The sequence below is a fragment of the Kitasatospora sp. NPDC058243 genome (genome assembly GCF_042882025.1).
Taxonomy (GTDB): Bacteria; Actinomycetota; Actinomycetes; order Streptomycetales; family Streptomycetaceae; genus Kitasatospora.
Genome location: NZ_JBHVWW010000007.1, coordinates 68673 through 85564, shown reverse-complemented (window position 1 = coordinate 85564; position 16892 = coordinate 68673). Strand labels below are relative to the sequence as shown.

Here is a 16892-nt window from a genome sequence, read left to right as displayed (position 1 = left end):
GGGCGGTCGGTGGTCAGCGGGTGGCCGGGGCGAGCGTGGGGGCGTCGGGGACGGTGGCGGTGTCGGGAGCGGGAGTGGGCTTTCGGGTGGGGGCCTGGCCGGCGAGCATGGCGCCGAGGGCGAGCAGCAGGCCGAGGAGTTGCCAGCGGGTGAGGGTCTGGCCGAGGACGACGAGGCCGCCCACGGTCGCGACGACCGGGTTGATCAGGCCGAGGAAGGAGGCCGGTCCGGCGCCGAGGCGGTCGATGCCGCGGAACCAGAGGACGTAGCCGAGCGCGGTGCTGAACAGCCCGAGGTAGGCGAACCCGGCGAGGTTGGCGCCGCTGAGTGCGGGCGGCGCGCCTTCGACGACGGCCGCGAGCGGGACGAGGAACAGTGATCCGGCGAGTAGCTGCCAGGCCGTCAGGTCGAGCAGGGTGGCCCCTTCCGGGCGGCCCCAGCGGCGGGTGAGGACGGTGCCCGTGGCCATCAGTGCGATCGCACCGACCATGGCGGCGATCCCGGTGGCGTCCAGTCGTGCGCCGCTCTTCAGTACCAGCAGGGCGACGCCGCCGACGCCGGCGAGCCCTGCGAGCAGTGCCCGCCGTCCGGGCCGTACGCCGAGGACGCCGATCGAGAGGCCGGTCACGAGCAGCGGCTGGATCGCGCCGATGGTGGCGGCGACGCCGCCGGGCAGGCGGTAGGCGCCGACGAAGGTGAGCGGGAAGAACAGCCCGATGTTGAGCATCCCGAGCGCGGCTGCGCGCCCCCACCAGCGCCCCTTGGGCAGTTTGCGGCCGATGAGCAGGAGGAGCAGTCCGGCCGGGAGGGCCCGGAGGGCGGCGAGCAGCAGTGGACGGCCTTCGGGTAGGAGCTGTGTGGTGACCAGGTAGGTCGTGCCCCAGGCCGCCGGGGCGAGTGCCGCCGTGACGGCCACTCCTGCGCGTGTTCCACCCATGGCATCCCCCTCAACGTTGATTATCTGAACGTTGAGATAATTAGTACGCCTCTGGGTGAGTGAACGTCAAGTATGTGAATGTTAAGATAGTTACCCGCAGTCCAGCCGTGAGCCCCGGCCCCGAGCCCCGGCAGGCGGCAACCGAGGAGGCGTCAGGCCATGCAGCAGCGCGACACCGTCGACGAGATCGTCGAGCAGTGGACCAGGACCCGCCCCGACCTGAACACCGAGGCCATCGGCCTGATCGGCCGGCTGCGACGCCTCAACGTCCGCGTCGACGGCGCCCTGCGCGAGTACTTCGGCTCCTGCGGCCTGGACTCCTCCGAGTTCGACGTCCTGGCCACCCTGCGCCGCTCCGGCGAACCCTACGAGCTCAACGCCCGCGCCCTCCTCAAGGCCGCCATGGTCACCTCCGGCGCCATCACCAACCGGGTCGACCGTCTCTCCGCCAAAGGCCTGGTCGAGCGCAACCCCAGCCCCGACGACCGCCGCGCCGTGCTGGTCCGCCTCACCCCGGCCGGCAAGGACCTCATCGATGCGGCGCTGGCCGGCCACGTCCGCAACGAGGAGCGCATCCTCGCGGGCCTCGACGCCGATGAGCGCGCCCAACTCGACACCCTGCTGCGCAAGCTCCTCATCGCGCACGGCGACACCGAGCCCCTGCTGGGCTGAGCGCGGCCCCGGCGTCTGTGCCTGAACCGCCGCGCGGCCCGGCGCTTCGGCGTACGTTGGGGGGCCGGGGCGGGCCCCGCGGTGACGGTCGGTCCGGGCGTGCGCGGGCGGCGGCAGCGGTAGGTGGCCGTAGTGGTCGGGCAGTTCGCGTGTCCATGGCCTCCCCGGTGGCGTTAACCCGGCGGGAACCGCACCGGAGGAGGAGCCCATGAAGGACAAGACCCCCAGGGACATCGCCGTCGACGACCAGCTGCGGGCGGCAGGGGCGGAGGGGGCCCAGTGGCTCAGTGCCGCCGGGTGGGGGCCGCCGGTGACGGTCCCGGTGCAGAAGGCCGCCAGGTGGCAGCAGGAGACCAGGGCCCGGATGCTGGCGGCGCAGGTGGACGAGTCCTGCACGTGGTGCGTCCATCTGCTCGACGGCGGCCCCCAGCCCGTGGTCGTCCACGCCGAGCACCCGACCCACCTGCTCTGCCGCGCCTGCTCCATCGCCGCCCGCCCCCGCCGCGCCTGCCTGGACTGTGGCGGGCCGGCCGCCTCCGCCTCCCCGGCGGACGGCCGCGAGGACGTCTTCATGGGCCCGGTGGCGATCTACACCCGCCTCCGCTGCGCCACCTGCCACCGCCCCGACCGCCCCGACCCCCTGACCGGCACCTTCGGCAACGGCCCGTCCTGAGACGGGCAGGGCGCGGCCGGGCGGCCCGTGCGATTGACTTCGGAACGTATTCCGAACTAGCGTCGAGCCATGTCGACTCTCACCGTGTCGTTCTCCGATCTTTCGAAGAACTCCAAGCGCGTCGCGGACAGTGTGGAGCGAGTCCAGCGCGTGCACGTCACGCGTCGCGACGGGGAGGACCTGTACCTCACCACCGAGCGTCACGACCGTCAGCGCGAGCAGACCGCGGATGTCGCCGCTCGCCTGTTCGCCGCGTTGATCAGCAGCGATGAGGGCACGCAGGCGGTGCTCCTGGCCCTCCCCGCCGTCTTCCCCTGGGTCCGGCACCTGTCGGCCGATGAGGTGCGCGAGTTCGTCGTCGACCTCGTGGACGCGACGCGCGATGCCGTGGACCTGGACGTGCACGCCAATCTGCACCGGGTGATAGTCGAGTGGCGCGCCACCGCGAGAGTGCTGGCGGACCCGGAGCTGGCGGCAGAGCTCGCCAGGCCCCTGCCCGGCGACAATCACGGCGAGGTGATCGAGCCGTGAGCCCGAAGCGCGGTGATGATGTGCCGCCCCCGCCCGTCGGGGCGGAGTGGCGGCTGCGATTCGGTACGACGGAGGCTGCCAAGGGGTGGGGAGAGCTGTGTGCGGAGGCGGCCGGGAACGCCCGCCGCTGTTTCGAGGCGCTCCGGGTGAACCCCCTGTCCACGGGGGATCCGGATCGGCAGCACCGGCTGCGGGGCCGGCTGGCCGCCCGCGTGTTCGGGGGCGTCGAGCTGCCGCAGTGGGAGTACGAGGTGACCGCCGGCGGCCGGGTGCGGTACGTGGTGGACGAGGCGGCCCGCGTCGTCCACCTCGTCTATGCCTCGCCCAGGCACCCGAAGGACACCGAGGCGTAGCGGACAGGCGTCCGGCCCTCGGGCCCTGCCGACGCAGGGCCGGGTGGCCCGCCGAGGGGGGTCACGGTGACGCGGGCTTGCCGGGGGTTGTCTGGTGGGCGGCTGCGGCGGAGGCGAAGGAGGTGGCCAGGGACGGGGCTCCGGCCCAGTGCAGGTGCAGGTAGGAGGCGTGGACGTGGCTGCCCGCGAAGCCCTCGGTGCGGGGGCCGGTGGGCAGGCGCCAGCCCCAGGCGGGGTGTTCGCCCGCGCCCGGTTCGCAGACCGTCCGGTGGAACTCGTGGCCGCGTACCCGGGTGCCGGTCCGGGCGAGCGGGGAGTCGTGCAGGGCGACGGCCTCCCGGTAGCCGAGGGTGAGCCGTTCGGTCATCCGGGCGCCGGTGTCCAGTACGCCGCACATCGGCAGGCCGTCCAACTCGCGCCCCAGGTAGAGCAGTCCGGCGCATTCGGCGGCGATCGGGCCGCCGCCGGCGGCGAACGCCGCGATGGCCCCGCGCAGCGCCGTGTTGCCGCTCAGCTCCCGGACGTACAGCTCGGGGAAGCCGCCGCCGATCACCAGGCCGGCCGTGCCGTCGGGCAGTGCCGAGGCGTGCAGCGGGTCGAAGGGGACGACCTCGGCGCCTGCGGCGGTGAGGAGTTCGGCGTTCTCGGCGTACGAGAAGGAGAACGCGGCGCCGCCCGCGACCGCGATCCGCGGCGTGCCGGCCACCGGGTCGACCTCGGTCGACGGGCTCCACGGTTCGGCGGTCAACTCCGGTGCTGTCCGGGCGAGTTCGAGTAGGGCGTCCAAGTCGACCGAGGCGGCGACGAGTTCACCCATGTCGGCGACGGCGCGCAGGGCCTCCGCCGAGCGCTCCACGGCCGGGATCAGCCCGAGGTGGCGCGACGGCGTGGCGACGGTCGTGGAGCGGCGCAGCGCGCCCAGCACGGGCACGCCCGAGCCCTCTTCCAGGGCCTCGCGCAGGAGTTGCTCGTGCCGGTCGGAGGCGACCCGGTTGAGGATCACCCCGGCGAGGCGCACCTCCGGGTCCCAGGAGGCGAAGCCGTGCACCAGCGCGGCCACCGACCGGGACTGCGAGGAGCCGTCCACCACCAGGACCACGGGTGCCCGCAGCAGCTTGGCGACGTGCGCGGTGGAGGCCAGCTCCCCCCGCCCGGAGGCCCCGTCGAACAGGCCCATGACCCCCTCGACCACCGCGACGTCCGCTCCCGCCGCGCCGTGCAGGAAGAGCGGGGCGATCCGCTCCGGGCCGCACATGAAGGCGTCCAGGTTGCGGCCCGGGCGCCCGGCGGCGAGCGCGTGGTAGCCCGGGTCGATGTAGTCGGGGCCGACCTTGTGCGGGGACACCGCCAGTCCGCGCGCGGCGAGCGCCGCGATCAGGCCGGTGGCGACGGTGGTCTTGCCGGCGCCCGAGGAGGGTGCGGCGATGACGAGGCGGGGGATGGCGGCCAACGGCCTGCCGGCAGTGCTCAACGGTCTACCACTCGATACCGCGCTGGCCCTTGCGGCCGGCGTCCATGGGGTGCTTGACCTTGGTCATCTCGGTGACCAGGTCGGCGAATTCGGTCAGCGGTTCGGGTGCGTACCGGCCGGTGATGACGACGTGCTGGCTGCCCGGGCGGTCCTTGAGCACCGACACGACCTCCTGCGGGTCGACCCAGCCCCAGTGCATGGGGTAGGTGAACTCGTCCAGCACGTAGAAGCGGTAGGTCTCGGCCGCCAGGTCGCGCTTGACCTGCTCCCAGCCCTCCTTGGCGGCCGCCTCGCTGTCCATCTCCATCTCGCTGGAGCGCTGGATCCACGACCAGCCGGAGCCCATCTTGTGCCAGTCGACCGTGCCGCCCTCGCCGGAGGCGCCGAGCACGCGCAGCGCGTTCTCCTCGCCGACCTTCCACTTGGCGGACTTCACGAACTGGAACACCCCGACGGGCCAGCCCTGGTTCCAGGCCCGCAGCGCCATGCCGAACGCGGCCGTGGACTTGCCCTTGCCGGGGCCGGTGTGCACGGCGGTGATCGGCTGCGTGCGGCGCTGACGGGTCGTCAGGCCATCGTCGGGGACGCTCTCGGGGACACCCTTGGGCATGTCGGCTCAGGCCGCCTTTCGCATGGTGGTGGCACGGTTCTCACGACGGTTCTCCTGCCGGCTGTCACGCCGGCCGTCGTGGCGGTTCTCGCGGACGAGCGAGGCGACGCCCTCGGGGCGCAGCTCGTCCAGACTGACGGCGGTGCCGCCGAGCAGTCCGGCCAGGGTGCGGGCGAGGCCGAGCCGGACGGGGCCGGACTCGCAGTCCAGCACCACGCTGGCGGTGCCCTGTGCGGCGAACAGTCCGGCCGCGCGCTGCGACCGGGCGAGCGCGTCCCGCCCGCCGGTGGCCCGGCCGTCCGTTACCACGACCAGCAGCGGGCGGCGGCTCGGGTCGCGCAGCCGCTCCACCCGCAGCACCTCGTGCGCGCGCAGCAGGCCGGCGGCCAGCGGGGTGCGGCCGCCGGTGGGCAGCGACTCCAGCCGGGCCGCGCCGACCTCCACGGACGAGGTCGGCGGCAGCGCCAGTTCGGCGCCCGCGCCCCGGAAGGTGATCATGCCGATCTTGTCGCGCCGCTGGTAGGCGTCCATCAGCAGGGACAGCACGGCGCCCTTGACGGCGGTCATCCGCTGCCGGGCGGCCATCGAGCCGGAGGCGTCGACGACGAACAGCACCAGGTTGGACTCCCGCCCCTGGCGGACCTGTTCGCGGAAGTCGTCCTTGCGCAGCACCAGCGCCCGGCCGGCCCGCCCGCGTGCCGCCTGGTGCGGCGCGGCGGCCTGCAAGGTGGCGGTCAGGTGCAGGCGGCTGAGCGTGCCCTGGGGGCGCCGGGCGCGCACGGTGTGCCCGCCGGTGGTCTCGGCGGGGGAGCGGCGGCCCTGGGCGCCGTGGCCGGTGCCCTGCACGGTGAACAGCTTGGTCCGGTACGGGTCGCCGGCCGCGACCGGCGCCGACTCCCGGGCGGGGGCGGGGTGTTGGGCCGGTACGGGCTGCTGGAGCGGCTCGTCCGGCTCGGCGGCCGATGCCTGCGGGCCGGAGGCGGGCTCGGGGGCCCCGCCGCCGTCCGGGCCGCCGCCGGGGCCGCCGTCCGGGCCGGGACCGTCGTCCTCGGGGCCGTCGCCCTCGCCGTCCCCGTCGCCCTCGGTCTCTCCTGAGCCCCCGAGCTCCCCGGAGCCCTCGGGCTCCGAGGGCTCCGATGGCTGCGTGGGTTCCTCCGGCTGCGCGTGCTCCTCCAGCGTCCGGTCGAGCTGCTCCTCGTCCAGCCCCGGCGCGTCGAAGGGGTTGCGGCGGCGCCGGTGCGGCAGCGCCAGCTGGGCGGCCTTGCGGACGTCCTCCTCCAGCACCTCGGTCCGCCCGTCCCAGGCGGCGAGCGCGACGGCGGTGCGGGCCATCACGATGTCGGCGCGCAGCCCGTCCACCTCGAACGCGGCGCACACGGCGGTGATCTGACGCAGCGCCACATCCGTCAGCTCCACCTTGGGCAGCAACTCCCGGGCGGCGGTGATGCGTTCGGCGAGCGCCTGCTCGTCCGCGGCGAACCGTGCGGCGAAGCCGGCCGGGTCGGCGTCGTAGCCGAGCCGGCGGCGGACCACCTCGGCGCGCTCGGCCGGGTCCCGGGTGGCGGCGATCTCGACGGTCAGGCCGAACCGGTCGAGCAGCTGCGGCCGCAGCTCGCCCTCCTCGGGGTTCATCGTGCCGACCAGCAGGAAGCGGGCGGCGTGCCGCACCGACACGCCCTCGCGCTCGACGTACGAGCGGCCCATCGCGGCGGCGTCCAGCAGCAGGTCCACGACGTGGTCCTGGAGCAGGTTCACCTCGTCGATGTAGAGCACGCCGCGGTGCGCCTTGGCGAGCAGCCCCGGCTCGTACGCCTTGACGCCTTCGGCGAGCGCCCGTTCCAGGTCGAGCGAGCCGACGATCCGGTCCTCGGCCACGCCGACCGGCAACTCGACCAGTTGGGCGGGGCGTTCGGACGCCGAGGGGCGGTCGTGCGGCCCGTCCGGGCACTGCGGGTCCGGCGCGGACGGGTCGCAGGCGAACCGGCAGCCGTCGACGGCCGCGAGGGTCGGCAGCAGGCCGGCCAGCGCGCGCACCATGGTCGACTTCGCGGTGCCCTTCTCGCCGCGCACCAGCACGCCGCCCACGGCCGGCGAGACCGCGTTGAGCAGCAGGCCGAGCCGCAGGTCGGGCATGCCGACGATCGCGGTGAACGGATAGCGGACGTCACTCATGCATACTCCCCAGGTGCCCCGGGCGCCAGGAACGGCAGCGATCCGGCCGCCGGCACCCCGCCCTCGATCAGCTTCCACAGCGCGTCGGTGTCCGCGTGCTCCTCGATCAGGTCGCCCAGCCGGTCCAGCCGGGCCTCGCGCGCCTCGGCGAACGAGGTGTCCGGCGCCGGCACGAACGCCCGGCCCGCCAACGCGGCGACCTCGCGCAGGAGTTCACGACGGAAGCCGTCGTTCTCCAGCGCGCCGTGCCAGGTCGTGCCCCACACCGGGCCGACCCGGCAGCCGTCCAGGCCGTGCCCGTCGTCATCGGAGAAGAACGGCTCGCCCCCCTCCACGGCCACCACCCCGTGGTGGATCTCGTACCCCTCGACCCGCTGCCCGTACGCCGTGCCGACCGGGCGCGCCAGCACCTTCTCGGCGCCGAACCGCACGTGCGTCGGCAGCAGGCCCAGGCCCTCGACCGAGCCGGCCCCGGACTCCACCTCGTCCTCGATCCCGCGCGCCAGCATCTGGTATCCGCCGCACACCCCGAGGACCGGCAGCCCGGCCGCCGCCCGCGCCTTCAGCGCCGGCTCCAGGCCGCGTTCGCGCAGCCAGGCCAGGTCGGCCACGGTGGCCCGGGTGCCGGGCAGCACCACCAGGTCGGCGTCGGCCAGTTCCTCCGGCCGGGTCACCCAGCGCACCAGCACGCCGGGCTCCTGCGCCAGGGCGTCCAGGTCGGTGAAGTTCGACAGCCGGGGGAAGCGCACCACGGCCACCCGCAGCACGTCCGCCCCGAGCGGGCCGCGGCCGTCGACCCGGTCCACCACCGTGGACAGGTCCAGCGAGTCCTCGGCGTCCAGCCACAGGCCCGGCAGCATCGGTAGGGTGCCCAGCACCGGACGGCCGGTCAGCCCGTGCAGCATCTCCAGGCCGGGCGCCAGCAGCCGCGCGTCGCCGCGGAACTTGTTGACGAACCAGCCCGCCACGTGCCGCTGGTCCTGCGCCGACAGCAGCGCCAGCGTCCCGTACATCGCCGCGAAGACGCCGCCGCGGTCGATGTCCCCGACCACCACCACCGGCAGCCCGGCGGCCGTCGCCAGGCCCATGTTGGCGATGTCCCGGTCCCGCAGGTTGATCTCGGCGGGCGAACCGGCGCCCTCGCAGACCACCACCTCGTAGCGGCGGCGCAGATCCGCCAGGCACTCCAGCGACCGTTCCAGCAGGACGGGCTTGCGCTCGCGGTAGTCCAGCGCGCCCACCTCGGCGACCGGCCGGCCCAGCAGCACCACCTGGCTGCGGCCGTCCGCGCCCGGCTTCAGCAGCACCGGGTTCATCGCCGCCTCCGGCTCCACCCGGGCCGCCTGCGCCTGCATCGCCTGCGCCCGGCCGATCTCGGCGCCGTCGGCGGTGACGAAGGAGTTCAGCGACATGTTCTGCGCCTTGAACGGCGCGACCCGCACCCCCTGCCGGGCCAGCCAGCGGCAGATGCCCGCGGTCACCACACTCTTGCCCGCGTCCGAGGTCGTCCCGGCGACCAGCAGTGCGTTGCTCATGCCCTTCCCCTCCACCGTGTCGTCAGCAAGCGCAGCGCGACGTGCCCCGCGACCGTCGTACCCAGGGCCAGCGCGCCCACCCGCCGGGAGAGCACGCAGGCCCGCTCGATGTCGTCCACCGTCACCGGGCGCAACTCCGCGCCCAGCACCGGCCGGTGCTCCACCCGCTCCCCGTACTGGAGGGTCCCGCCCAGCCGGACGCCCACCGCGCCCGCGAAGGCCGCCTCCGCCTGGCCCGCGTTCGGGCTCGGGTGCGCCGAACCGTCCCGCCGCCAGACCCGCCAGGCCGTTTTCGGCTGCGGCGCGGCGGCCACCGTGAGCAGCGCCGTCAGCCGGGCGCCCGGCCAGCCCGCCACGTCGTCCAGCCGGGCCGAGGCCCAGCCGAACCGGGCGTACCGCGGCGAGCGGTGGCCGACCATCGCGTCCAGCGTGTTCACCGCGCGGAACGCCAGCAGCCCCGGCGTGCCCGCCAGCGTGCCCCAGACCAGCGCGTTCACCACGGCGTCCGCCGTGTTCTCGGCGACCGACTCGACCACCGCGCGGGCGATCTGCGGCCCGTCCAGCGCGCTCGGATCCCGCCCGCACAGGTGCGGCAGCCGTTCCCGCGCGGCCGTCAGGTCGCCCGTGGCCAGCGACCGGCCGATGGTGCGCGCCTCCCGGGTCAGCGAGGTGCCGCCCAGCACCGTCCAGGTCGCGGCGGCCGCCAGCGCGGCCCGGCCCAGCGGACGCCGGCCCACCGTACGGTCCAGGGCCACCGCGCCGGCCGCGACCGCGCCCACGCACAGCGCCGTGTACCCGGCGCCGGCCACCCGGTCGTCCTGCCACACCCGCCGCTCCAGCCGGGTCGCCGCGCCGCCGAAGACGGCCACCGGGTGGCCGCGCCGGGGGTCGGCGAAGCGGGCGTCCGCGGCGAAGCCCGCGGCGGCGCCGAGCGCGAACGCGGCGGCGCGGGTCAGCGGGCGCACGGCGGGTTCGGCGGAAGGCCGCGTGGGGTCCGGCGGGTCGGGGCAGCCTGCATCGCGTGCGTGTCCTCACTCAGGGTCCGCGCCCTGGATCGACGTACCGGGGGCGAGAGTCTCCTGGCTTCCGGGTCGGACGCACCCCCGGGCCTTCCAGCGGCTTCTGACGGTCCGCCGTGGCAATGTTCCGAGCGTGCTCCCCGGTGACAGTGGCGGGACCGCGCCGGACTCGCACCGGCTTCCTCTGCATGCCTCCGTTTGGCCCCAGGATCCCATCACGCGGCCGAACCGGGAGTCAACCGAGGTCACGGAGGGGTTGGTCACACCTCGGAGCCCTGTCGCCGGTGCCGTTCTCGCCCGCCCGAGGCCCGCCTGACGCCCGCCCCGCCCGACGCCCCGCCGTACCCCGGACGGCCCAGCCCGGTGGCCGCCCGCGCGGCCCCCCGGTGAACTGGTGCCCGAACACCGTCCGAGCAGCGCCCGGACACCGCCCGGACACCGTCCGGTCCAAGACCAGCCAAGACCAGCAGAGCGGGGAGCGATATGCGTTGGGGAACCGCGGCCGTCGTGGCGGCCGCCGTCGTCGGCGCCGGGGCCGCCGTCCTGGTGATCGGCCGTCGGGCCTCCGAACGGCTGGTCCACCCGGCGAGCGCCGTCCGGGAGTCGGGCCCCGTCCTGGTGCGGAGCCTCGCCGCGGGCCGGATCACCTTCAACCGCCGCCCCGAGAGCCTGCGCCCCGGCCGATGGGCCGTGGAGTGGGACGACCACGGCCACGCCGTCGTCGAGGACGTCCTGCACAGCGACGAGAACGGTGTCACCCGTCGCCTCGTCCGCGCCGACCGGGGCACCCTCACCCCCGGCACCGAGGTCCGCTTCACCCCCCGCGTCCACCTCGGCGACCCCACGGAGGCGCTCGGCCTCCCCTTCACCGACACCGCCGCCGACGGCGAACTCGGCGCCCTCCCCGCCTGGCGCCTCGACGGCAAACGCGGCACCTGGGTGATCCTCGTCCACGGCCCCGGCGCCGACCGGCAGCAGACCCTCCCGATCCTCCCCGTCCTCGACCGCCTCGCCCTGCCCGCCCTCGCCGTCACCTACCGGGGCGACCAGGGCGCCCCCGCCTCGCCGGACGGGCTCGGCCACTTCGGCGAGACCGAGTGGCGCGACGTCGAGTCGGCGGTCCGGCTCGCCCTCGACAGCGGCGCCGGCCGGGTCATCCTGTACGGCTGGTCCCTCGGCGCCACCATGGCCCTCCAGACGGCCTCCCGCTCCGCCTGGGCCCATGCCATCAGCGGCCTCGTCCTGGACTCGCCGGTCCTCGACCTGCCCGCCACCGCCCGCCGCGGCGCCGCCCGGGCCGGCTACACCGGCGCCGCCGCCGAGCTCGGCGCCCTCGCGGCCGAGGGCCGCACCGGCGTCGACCTCGCCGACTTCAGCCGCATCGCCGAGGGCGCCGACCTGCGCGTCCCCACCCTCCTCCTGCACAGCCCCGACGATCAGGTCGCCCCCTTCCGCGCCGCCGAGCGCCTCGCCGCCGCCCGCCCCGGCGTGGTCAGCCTCCGGCCTTTCCCGGGCGCCGACCACGCCACCCTCTGGAACTCCGCCCCCACCCACTACACCGAACTCCTCCGCCGCTGGCTCACCCCCCTTCTCTGAACCCAGCCCCCCCCCGCACGAGAAGTCACACCGACAGGGCCTCTGTACGAAACCCGGACCTCACCCGTCAGCCACGGAGTGTGACCGGTCGGGCGGGTAGCGCGACCGCCGCCGCAAGGGTTGAGCCGGGATGGCATGCCCCCGCCACCTGTTTCCGGCCAGGCGGTTTGCCTCTGTTGCCCGATTGTTGCCCGATCTTGGGGAGGCGCCGTCGACGGCCGCCCGTCCGTACAGCCAACCGGATGTGACAGAAGGCCGGTACAAGGGGAAGACTGCTCGACGTGACGTCTCGGAATCCGCGCGACCGTGATGCCCCGCTCCCTCCGACGATCGGTACTGGTGCGACGGTGACCCGTCTCCCCGGTACGGCCCACCGGCCCGCCGCCGGCAAGCCGGGCGGGGCCGGGGTACCCCGCCGACGAGGGCCCGCTGCGGCGCCCGGTCGGGGGAGGGTTCCCGTACCGGAGGGCTTTCCCGCGCCGGCCGAGCTGGCGCCGCTGGCCCGCCGGATGCTGGTGGACGCCGTCCGGATCGCCCGCTGGGCGGGGGACCTGGAAGAGGTCGACAAGCGGGGCGAGCTGCTGCCCGACGACGCCCGTGCGGCGGGTCGGGCGCTGGCCATGACGGTCGGCGCCGCCGCCAAGGCGTGGGGGCAGGCACTGCTGGTCGGCCTGGTGGAGGCCAGGGACGGCGGTGCGGTCCCGGGCTGGCGCCTGCACGCCTGGGAGCATGACGACGAGGCGGTGGTCCGCGGCTGGTCGGCGCTGTTCGACGCCTGGACGCTGCTGGCCCCGGTGCCGCCGGCCGCTCTGCGGGGCGTGTTCGCGGTGCTGGCCGGCCAGGCGGTGGACCAGGCGCCGCAGTTGCTGTCGTTCCTGCACCTGGTGGCCGGTCCGGTGTCGGACGGCGAACTGCTGGAGCTGCTGCGCCGGGGTCTGGACGAGCGCCGGGTGGGTGGCACGGACGGTTCGGGCCTGTCGCCCGTGCCGCACGCCGCCTCGGCGGTGTCGGCGGTCCGCGGCACGTGCCGGGAGCCGCAGATCGACACCCCGCCGTCGCCGGCGGACGTGGCCGCGGTCCTGGACTGGATGCTGGACGGCCTGGCGGCCGTCGGGGCCGTGGTCCGCAGGGACGAGGCCGCCGAGCTGTCGCCGCTGGGCCACTGGGCGGTGCGGGCGAAGCTGGAGGAGATCTGCACGGTCGCGCAGACCGCGGCCGGGCACATCGAGCAGAGTGCCTTCGAGCTGCTGAACGCCTGCGCGGACTATTCGCCGGGCCCGGCGCGGGCCGAGTTCCGCGCCTGGGTGGCGGCCCGTCCGGCCGATCGGGCGGTGGCGGAGCTGCTGGACGCGGCGCAGGGGGACGACGCGCTGGTGCGCGGGCTGGCCTTCGAGGCGCTGCGGGTGGCCGGCGGCCCGGCGGAGCAGGCGGTGCGGGGGTCGGTGGACGAGCCGGTGCTGCGCCCGTACGCGCTGCTGTGGCTGGCGGAGCGCTCGGACGAGGGGGTTTCGCCGGCGGACGTGCTGGGGGCGGAGGACGCGGCCTGGCTGTGGGTGGACACGGCGGCGGCGGTGCTGGACCACGGCGAGACGGAGCTGCTGGTGGGCCACGTCGAGGGCGCCGCGGCGGGCGATCCGGTGCGGCTGTTCGCCCGGGCCCGGCAGTCGGGGCACCCGCGGGCGGCCTCGGTGCTGTCGGCGGTCTCGAGCGTGCATCCGGATCCGGGCGTGGCGCGGGCGGCCCGCCGCTCGGCGTTCAGCGTGCACACCGGCGGCGCCTAGCAGCGCCCGCCGACGCGTAGCAGCGCCCGCCGAAGAGCGGGCACGACGAAGAGGGGCCCGGATCCGACTGGATCTGGGCCCCTCTCGCGTACGGGAACGACTAGCCGAGGCGGGACTCCGCCCGCCTGGCGCGGACGTCGCCGACCTTCTGTCCGACCTTGCGCCGGATGACCAGCAGCGGGGCCATCGCGGCGAGCGTGATCTGGGCGAAGGCGCCGACGTGCATCAGGGCGTCGCCGCCGGGCAGGCCGGTCGCCCAGGCCGCGAGGCAGCCGATGGAGACGACGATCCAGCACAGCGTGGCGGTGGCCAGCAGCCCCTGGGGCTTGGGGTACTCGATCCGGCTGACCATCAGGTACGCGGCGCCGAAGATGGCGAGCAGACCGGGCAGGAACGGCGGGTCGAGCAGCACGATGGCGATCACCGTCATCGCGCCCATCGGGCAGGGCATGCCCTGGAACACCCCGGGTCGCATCTTGACGGCGGAGAATCGGGCGAGCCGCAGGACGACCGCGAGCAGGACGGTGATCGCGATGAGCGCCGAGAGCTTGCTGTTGGAGCCCTGGGAGACCATGCCCCAGACGGCGACGAAGTAGGCCGGCGCGATGCCGAAGCTGATCAGGTCGGCCAGGTTGTCCAGTTCCGCTCCGAGGGCGGAGGAGCGGAGCTTGCGCGCCACCAGCCCGTCGAAGAGGTCGCACATGGAGCCGATGAGCAGCAGCGTGACCGCGGTGGCGGCGCTGTGCCGGTCGGGTGCGGCGTCCGGGTTGGTGATGTGCGGGACGAGGACCCCGGTGGTGATCGAGTAGATCGCCAGGAAGCCGCAGACGGCGTTCCCCAGGGTCAGGAAGTCGGCGGTGGACAGGTGCTGGGGAGAGCGCGGGGCGCGCAGCTCGCGGTCGCGCGCCCAGCGGCGACGGCGCAGGGCCGTCTCCTCGTCGTCCAGGCCGACGATTGTCTCAGGATCAGTCACGGTCAAGGCGCGTCACCCCGGCTGTGGTCTTCTGGCCGACCTCGACGCCGACCTCGACGCCGGCCGGCAGGTAGGTGTCGACCCGGGAGCCGAACCGGATCAGACCGATCCGGTCGCCCTGCTCGACCTTGGTACCGGCGGCGATGTACGGCACGATGCGACGGGCCACGGCCCCCGCGATCTGCACCATCTCGATGTCGCCGAGCTCGGTGTCGAAGTGCCAGACGACCCGCTCGTTCTGGTCGCTGTCCTTGTTGAACGCGGGGACGAAGCCGCCCGCGACGTGCTCGACCGACGTCACCGTGCCGGGCAGGGGCGCGCGGTTGACGTGGACGTTGAGCGGGCTCATGAAGATCGCGACCCGGGTGCGGCCGTCCGGCCAGGCGTCGATGCTCTGCACCACGCCGTCGGCGGGGGAGATCACTCTGCCCGCGCCGATCTCACGCTCGGGGTCGCGGAAGAACCACAGCATGCCCGCGCTGAGCGCACAGGCGGGTACCGCTGCCAGGGCCCACTTGCCGCTGCGCCGGGTGAGGGCGGTGGTCACGGCGGCCGTGGCGAGGGTGGGGACGAACCAGGGGGTGGCTCCGCGCGCGATGGTCACGCGGGGTCGCCGACCGGCCGTCGTGGCTGCGAGGGCATCGCGGTCCGTGACGGAGGTGTGAGGGGACGGGCTGATGGGCATCGAAGACCTTTGTCGCGGGGGATCATGGCCGCTGGACGGGGGCCACCGCGGGATCGGGTAATAGAGGGACGGCTTGCTGTCCCGGTGGATGCTATCGGGAGCACACGGTGGGTGGGCAACCCGCCTGCTCGTTCACGTGTCCGGTGGAAGCGCGTGTGCGCGTCCCACCTCTACGACCGTAGCTCGCCCCGGTCCGGTTCCCAAGGGACCGGACGGGGCTGGTGACACTTGTCTCAACAGGCCCGTCGGCGGAACCCGGTGGGCGGAACGGGCCGTTCGCGGTCCGCCGGGGGCGCGGGACACGGCCTGTCGAGGGTGTGCGGAAGCGGCCGCGGGGCGTGTCGTTGCAGCTGTACGCCCTGCGGCCGCTCCCGGAGGGCCGTGCCGGACCCAGGCGGACCAGGCCGGGGTCGTGATGGGCACGGCGGGTGGCCGGGACGGGCCCGCACGCCCGTCGACCGGCGGTTCGGAAGGGGTCGTCCAGCCGGCCCGGAGCGCCCCGGGGGCCGCTCGTCGAGCCGGGGTGACCCGGTGCTCACTCCGCGATCCGGTACTCCTCCAGGAGCCGGCGTCCGACGATCATCTTCTGGATCTCCGCAGTTCCTTCACCGATGAGCAGCATCGGGGCCTCGCGGTAGAGCCGTTCGATCTCGTACTCCTTGGAGAAGCCGTAGCCGCCGTGGATGCGGAAGGCGTCCTCGACGACCTCCTTGCAGTACTCGGAGGCGAGGTACTTGGCCATGCCGGCTTCGAGGTCGTTGCGCTCGCCGCCGTCCTTCTTGCGGGCGGCCATGACCATCATCTGGTGGGCGGCCTCGACCTTGGTGGCCATCTCGGCGAGCTTGAACTGGATGGCCTGGTGCTCGGCGATCTTCTTGCCGAAGGTGGAGCGCTGCTGGGCGTAGGAGATGCCGAGTTCGAAGGCGCGGCGGGCGACGCCGCAGCCGCGGGCGGCGACGTTGACGCGGCCGACCTCGACGCCGTCCATCATCTGGTAGAAGCCGCGCCCGGGGACGCCGCCGAGGATGCGGTCGGCCGGGATCCGGACGTCCTGGAGGACCAGTTCGGTGGTGTCGACGCCCTTGTAGCCCATCTTCTCGATCTTCCCGGGCACGGTGAGGCCGGGGACGGTCGGGTTCGGGCCGAATCCGGGGGTCTTCTCGATCAGGAAGGTGGTCATGTTCTTGTACGGGGTGCTGCCGCCCTCGTCGGTCTTGCACAGGACCGCGACGAGGGTGGAGGTGCCGCCGTTGGTGAGCCACATCTTCTGGCCGTTGAGGACGTAGAACTCCCCGTCCTTGACGCCCTTGGTGGAGATGGCCGAAACGTCGGAGCCGAGGCCGGGCTCGGACATCGAGAACGCGCCGCGGATTTCCCCGGCGGCCATCTTCGGCAGGAAGTGGTCCTTCTGTTCCTGGGTGCCGTGGGCGTTGATCATGTGCGCCACGATGAAGTGGGTGTTGACGATGCCGGACACGCTCATCCAGCCGCGGGCGATCTCCTCGACCACCAGGGCGTAGGTGAGCAGCGACTCGCCGAGGCCGCCGTACTCCTCGGGGATGGTGAGGCCGAAGAGGCCGAGCTGCTTCATCCCCTCGACGATGGCGGTCGGGTACTCGTCCTTGTGTTCCAGCTCGGTCGCGACCGGAATGATCTCCTTGTCGACGAAATCCCGCACGGTGGCGAGGATGTCCCGCTGGATCTCGGTGAGGCCGTCGGTCTGTGCCAGGCGTCCCATCGTGCGGCTCCGAAAGGTTTGAGGGGGCGGGGGGGGGGATTGCCGAGGGCCCTGCCGGCGTGGCTGCGGCAGCAGGGCCCCCGTTCCGGGTGGGGGTCGGCCGATGACGGCGGCCGGCCCCTCCGGGGTCTGGGGAGATCCGGGGT

Annotated in this window: 15 protein-coding genes and 1 riboswitch; of the genes, 6 read left to right on the top strand and 9 right to left on the bottom strand. The window is 74.3% G+C overall.

The features are described from left to right. Positions 1-13: 13 nt before the first annotated feature. Positions 14-937, bottom strand: coding sequence for an EamA family transporter (locus tag ACFVX9_RS07575; protein ID WP_387980895.1), 924 nt, complete (start codon positions 935-937; stop codon positions 14-16). A 159-nt stretch (positions 938-1096) separates the two neighbouring features. Between ACFVX9_RS07575 and ACFVX9_RS07570 the strand changes: the two genes are divergently transcribed. From ACFVX9_RS07570 to ACFVX9_RS07555, 4 genes are all read left to right on the top strand, one after another. Further along, complete coding sequence (locus ACFVX9_RS07570) at positions 1097-1609, top strand: MarR family winged helix-turn-helix transcriptional regulator (protein ID WP_387980893.1); 513 nt, start codon at positions 1097-1099, stop codon at positions 1607-1609. 208 nt (positions 1610-1817) lie between these two features. Beyond that, complete coding sequence (locus ACFVX9_RS07565) at positions 1818-2282, top strand: hypothetical protein (protein ID WP_380379949.1); 465 nt, start codon at positions 1818-1820, stop codon at positions 2280-2282. A 69-nt stretch (positions 2283-2351) separates the two neighbouring features. Next, positions 2352-2813, top strand: coding sequence for a prevent-host-death family protein (locus ACFVX9_RS07560; RefSeq protein WP_387980891.1), 462 nt, complete (start codon positions 2352-2354; stop codon positions 2811-2813). Then, positions 2810-3166 (top strand): hypothetical protein, encoded by a 357-nt coding sequence (locus ACFVX9_RS07555; protein ID WP_387980889.1) that lies wholly within the window; start codon positions 2810-2812, stop codon positions 3164-3166. Before ACFVX9_RS07560 ends, ACFVX9_RS07555 begins: the two co-directional genes overlap by 4 nt. 61 nt (positions 3167-3227) lie before the next feature. Here ACFVX9_RS07555 and ACFVX9_RS07550 read toward each other — a convergent pair whose 3' ends face one another. The 5 genes from ACFVX9_RS07550 to ACFVX9_RS07530 are packed head-to-tail and all read right to left on the bottom strand — an operon-like array spanning position 3228 to position 9919. Continuing rightward, entirely contained in the window at positions 3228-4616 is a 1389-nt protein-coding gene (locus tag ACFVX9_RS07550) for a cobyrinate a,c-diamide synthase (protein ID WP_387980972.1), read from the bottom strand. Between the two features lie 25 nt (positions 4617-4641). Beyond that, positions 4642-5247: a cob(I)yrinic acid a,c-diamide adenosyltransferase gene (gene cobO, locus ACFVX9_RS07545; protein ID WP_380425523.1), complete on the bottom strand. Its 606-nt coding sequence runs from the start codon at positions 5245-5247 to the stop codon at positions 4642-4644. Positions 5248-5253: 6 nt separating this feature from the next. Continuing rightward, a complete protein-coding gene (locus ACFVX9_RS07540; RefSeq protein ID WP_387980887.1) occupies positions 5254-7419 on the bottom strand; it encodes a putative cobaltochelatase in 2166 nt (721 codons plus the stop codon). Then, positions 7416-8954, bottom strand: a complete 1539-nt coding sequence (locus ACFVX9_RS07535) for a cobyric acid synthase (protein ID WP_380482710.1) — start codon at positions 8952-8954, stop codon at positions 7416-7418. The genes ACFVX9_RS07540 and ACFVX9_RS07535 overlap by 4 nt, the downstream gene beginning before the upstream one ends. Beyond that, the gene (locus tag ACFVX9_RS07530) at positions 8951-9919 is read right to left on the bottom strand and encodes a cobalamin biosynthesis protein (protein WP_380558578.1); all 969 of its coding nucleotides are present in this window, start codon (positions 9917-9919) and stop codon (positions 8951-8953) included. Before ACFVX9_RS07530 ends, ACFVX9_RS07535 begins: the two co-directional genes overlap by 4 nt. Positions 9920-10026: 107 nt before the next feature. Beyond that, positions 10027-10159: riboswitch (cobalamin riboswitch) on the bottom strand. 297 nt (positions 10160-10456) lie between these two features. Between ACFVX9_RS07530 and ACFVX9_RS07525 the strand changes: the two genes are divergently transcribed. After that, positions 10457-11569, top strand: coding sequence for an alpha/beta hydrolase family protein (locus ACFVX9_RS07525; protein WP_387980884.1), 1113 nt, complete (start codon positions 10457-10459; stop codon positions 11567-11569). Positions 11570-11916: 347 nt separating this feature from the next. Continuing rightward, on the top strand, positions 11917-13350 hold the full coding sequence (locus ACFVX9_RS07520; protein ID WP_244293475.1) for a hypothetical protein: 1434 nt from the start codon (positions 11917-11919) through the stop codon (positions 13348-13350). Between the two features lie 100 nt (positions 13351-13450). Here ACFVX9_RS07520 and ACFVX9_RS07515 read toward each other — a convergent pair whose 3' ends face one another. From ACFVX9_RS07515 to ACFVX9_RS07505, 3 genes are all read right to left on the bottom strand, one after another. Continuing rightward, entirely contained in the window at positions 13451-14329 is an 879-nt protein-coding gene (locus ACFVX9_RS07515; RefSeq protein WP_030059975.1) for a CDP-alcohol phosphatidyltransferase family protein, read from the bottom strand. Continuing rightward, entirely contained in the window at positions 14316-15008 is a 693-nt protein-coding gene (locus ACFVX9_RS07510) for a phosphatidylserine decarboxylase (protein WP_063349590.1), read from the bottom strand. Before ACFVX9_RS07510 ends, ACFVX9_RS07515 begins: the two co-directional genes overlap by 14 nt. Before the next feature lie 535 nt (positions 15009-15543). Continuing rightward, positions 15544-16746 carry an acyl-CoA dehydrogenase family protein gene (locus ACFVX9_RS07505; protein WP_063349591.1) on the bottom strand — a complete coding sequence of 401 codons (1203 nt, stop codon included), beginning with the start codon at positions 16744-16746 and terminating at the stop codon, positions 15544-15546. Positions 16747-16892: the final 146 nt, after the last annotated feature.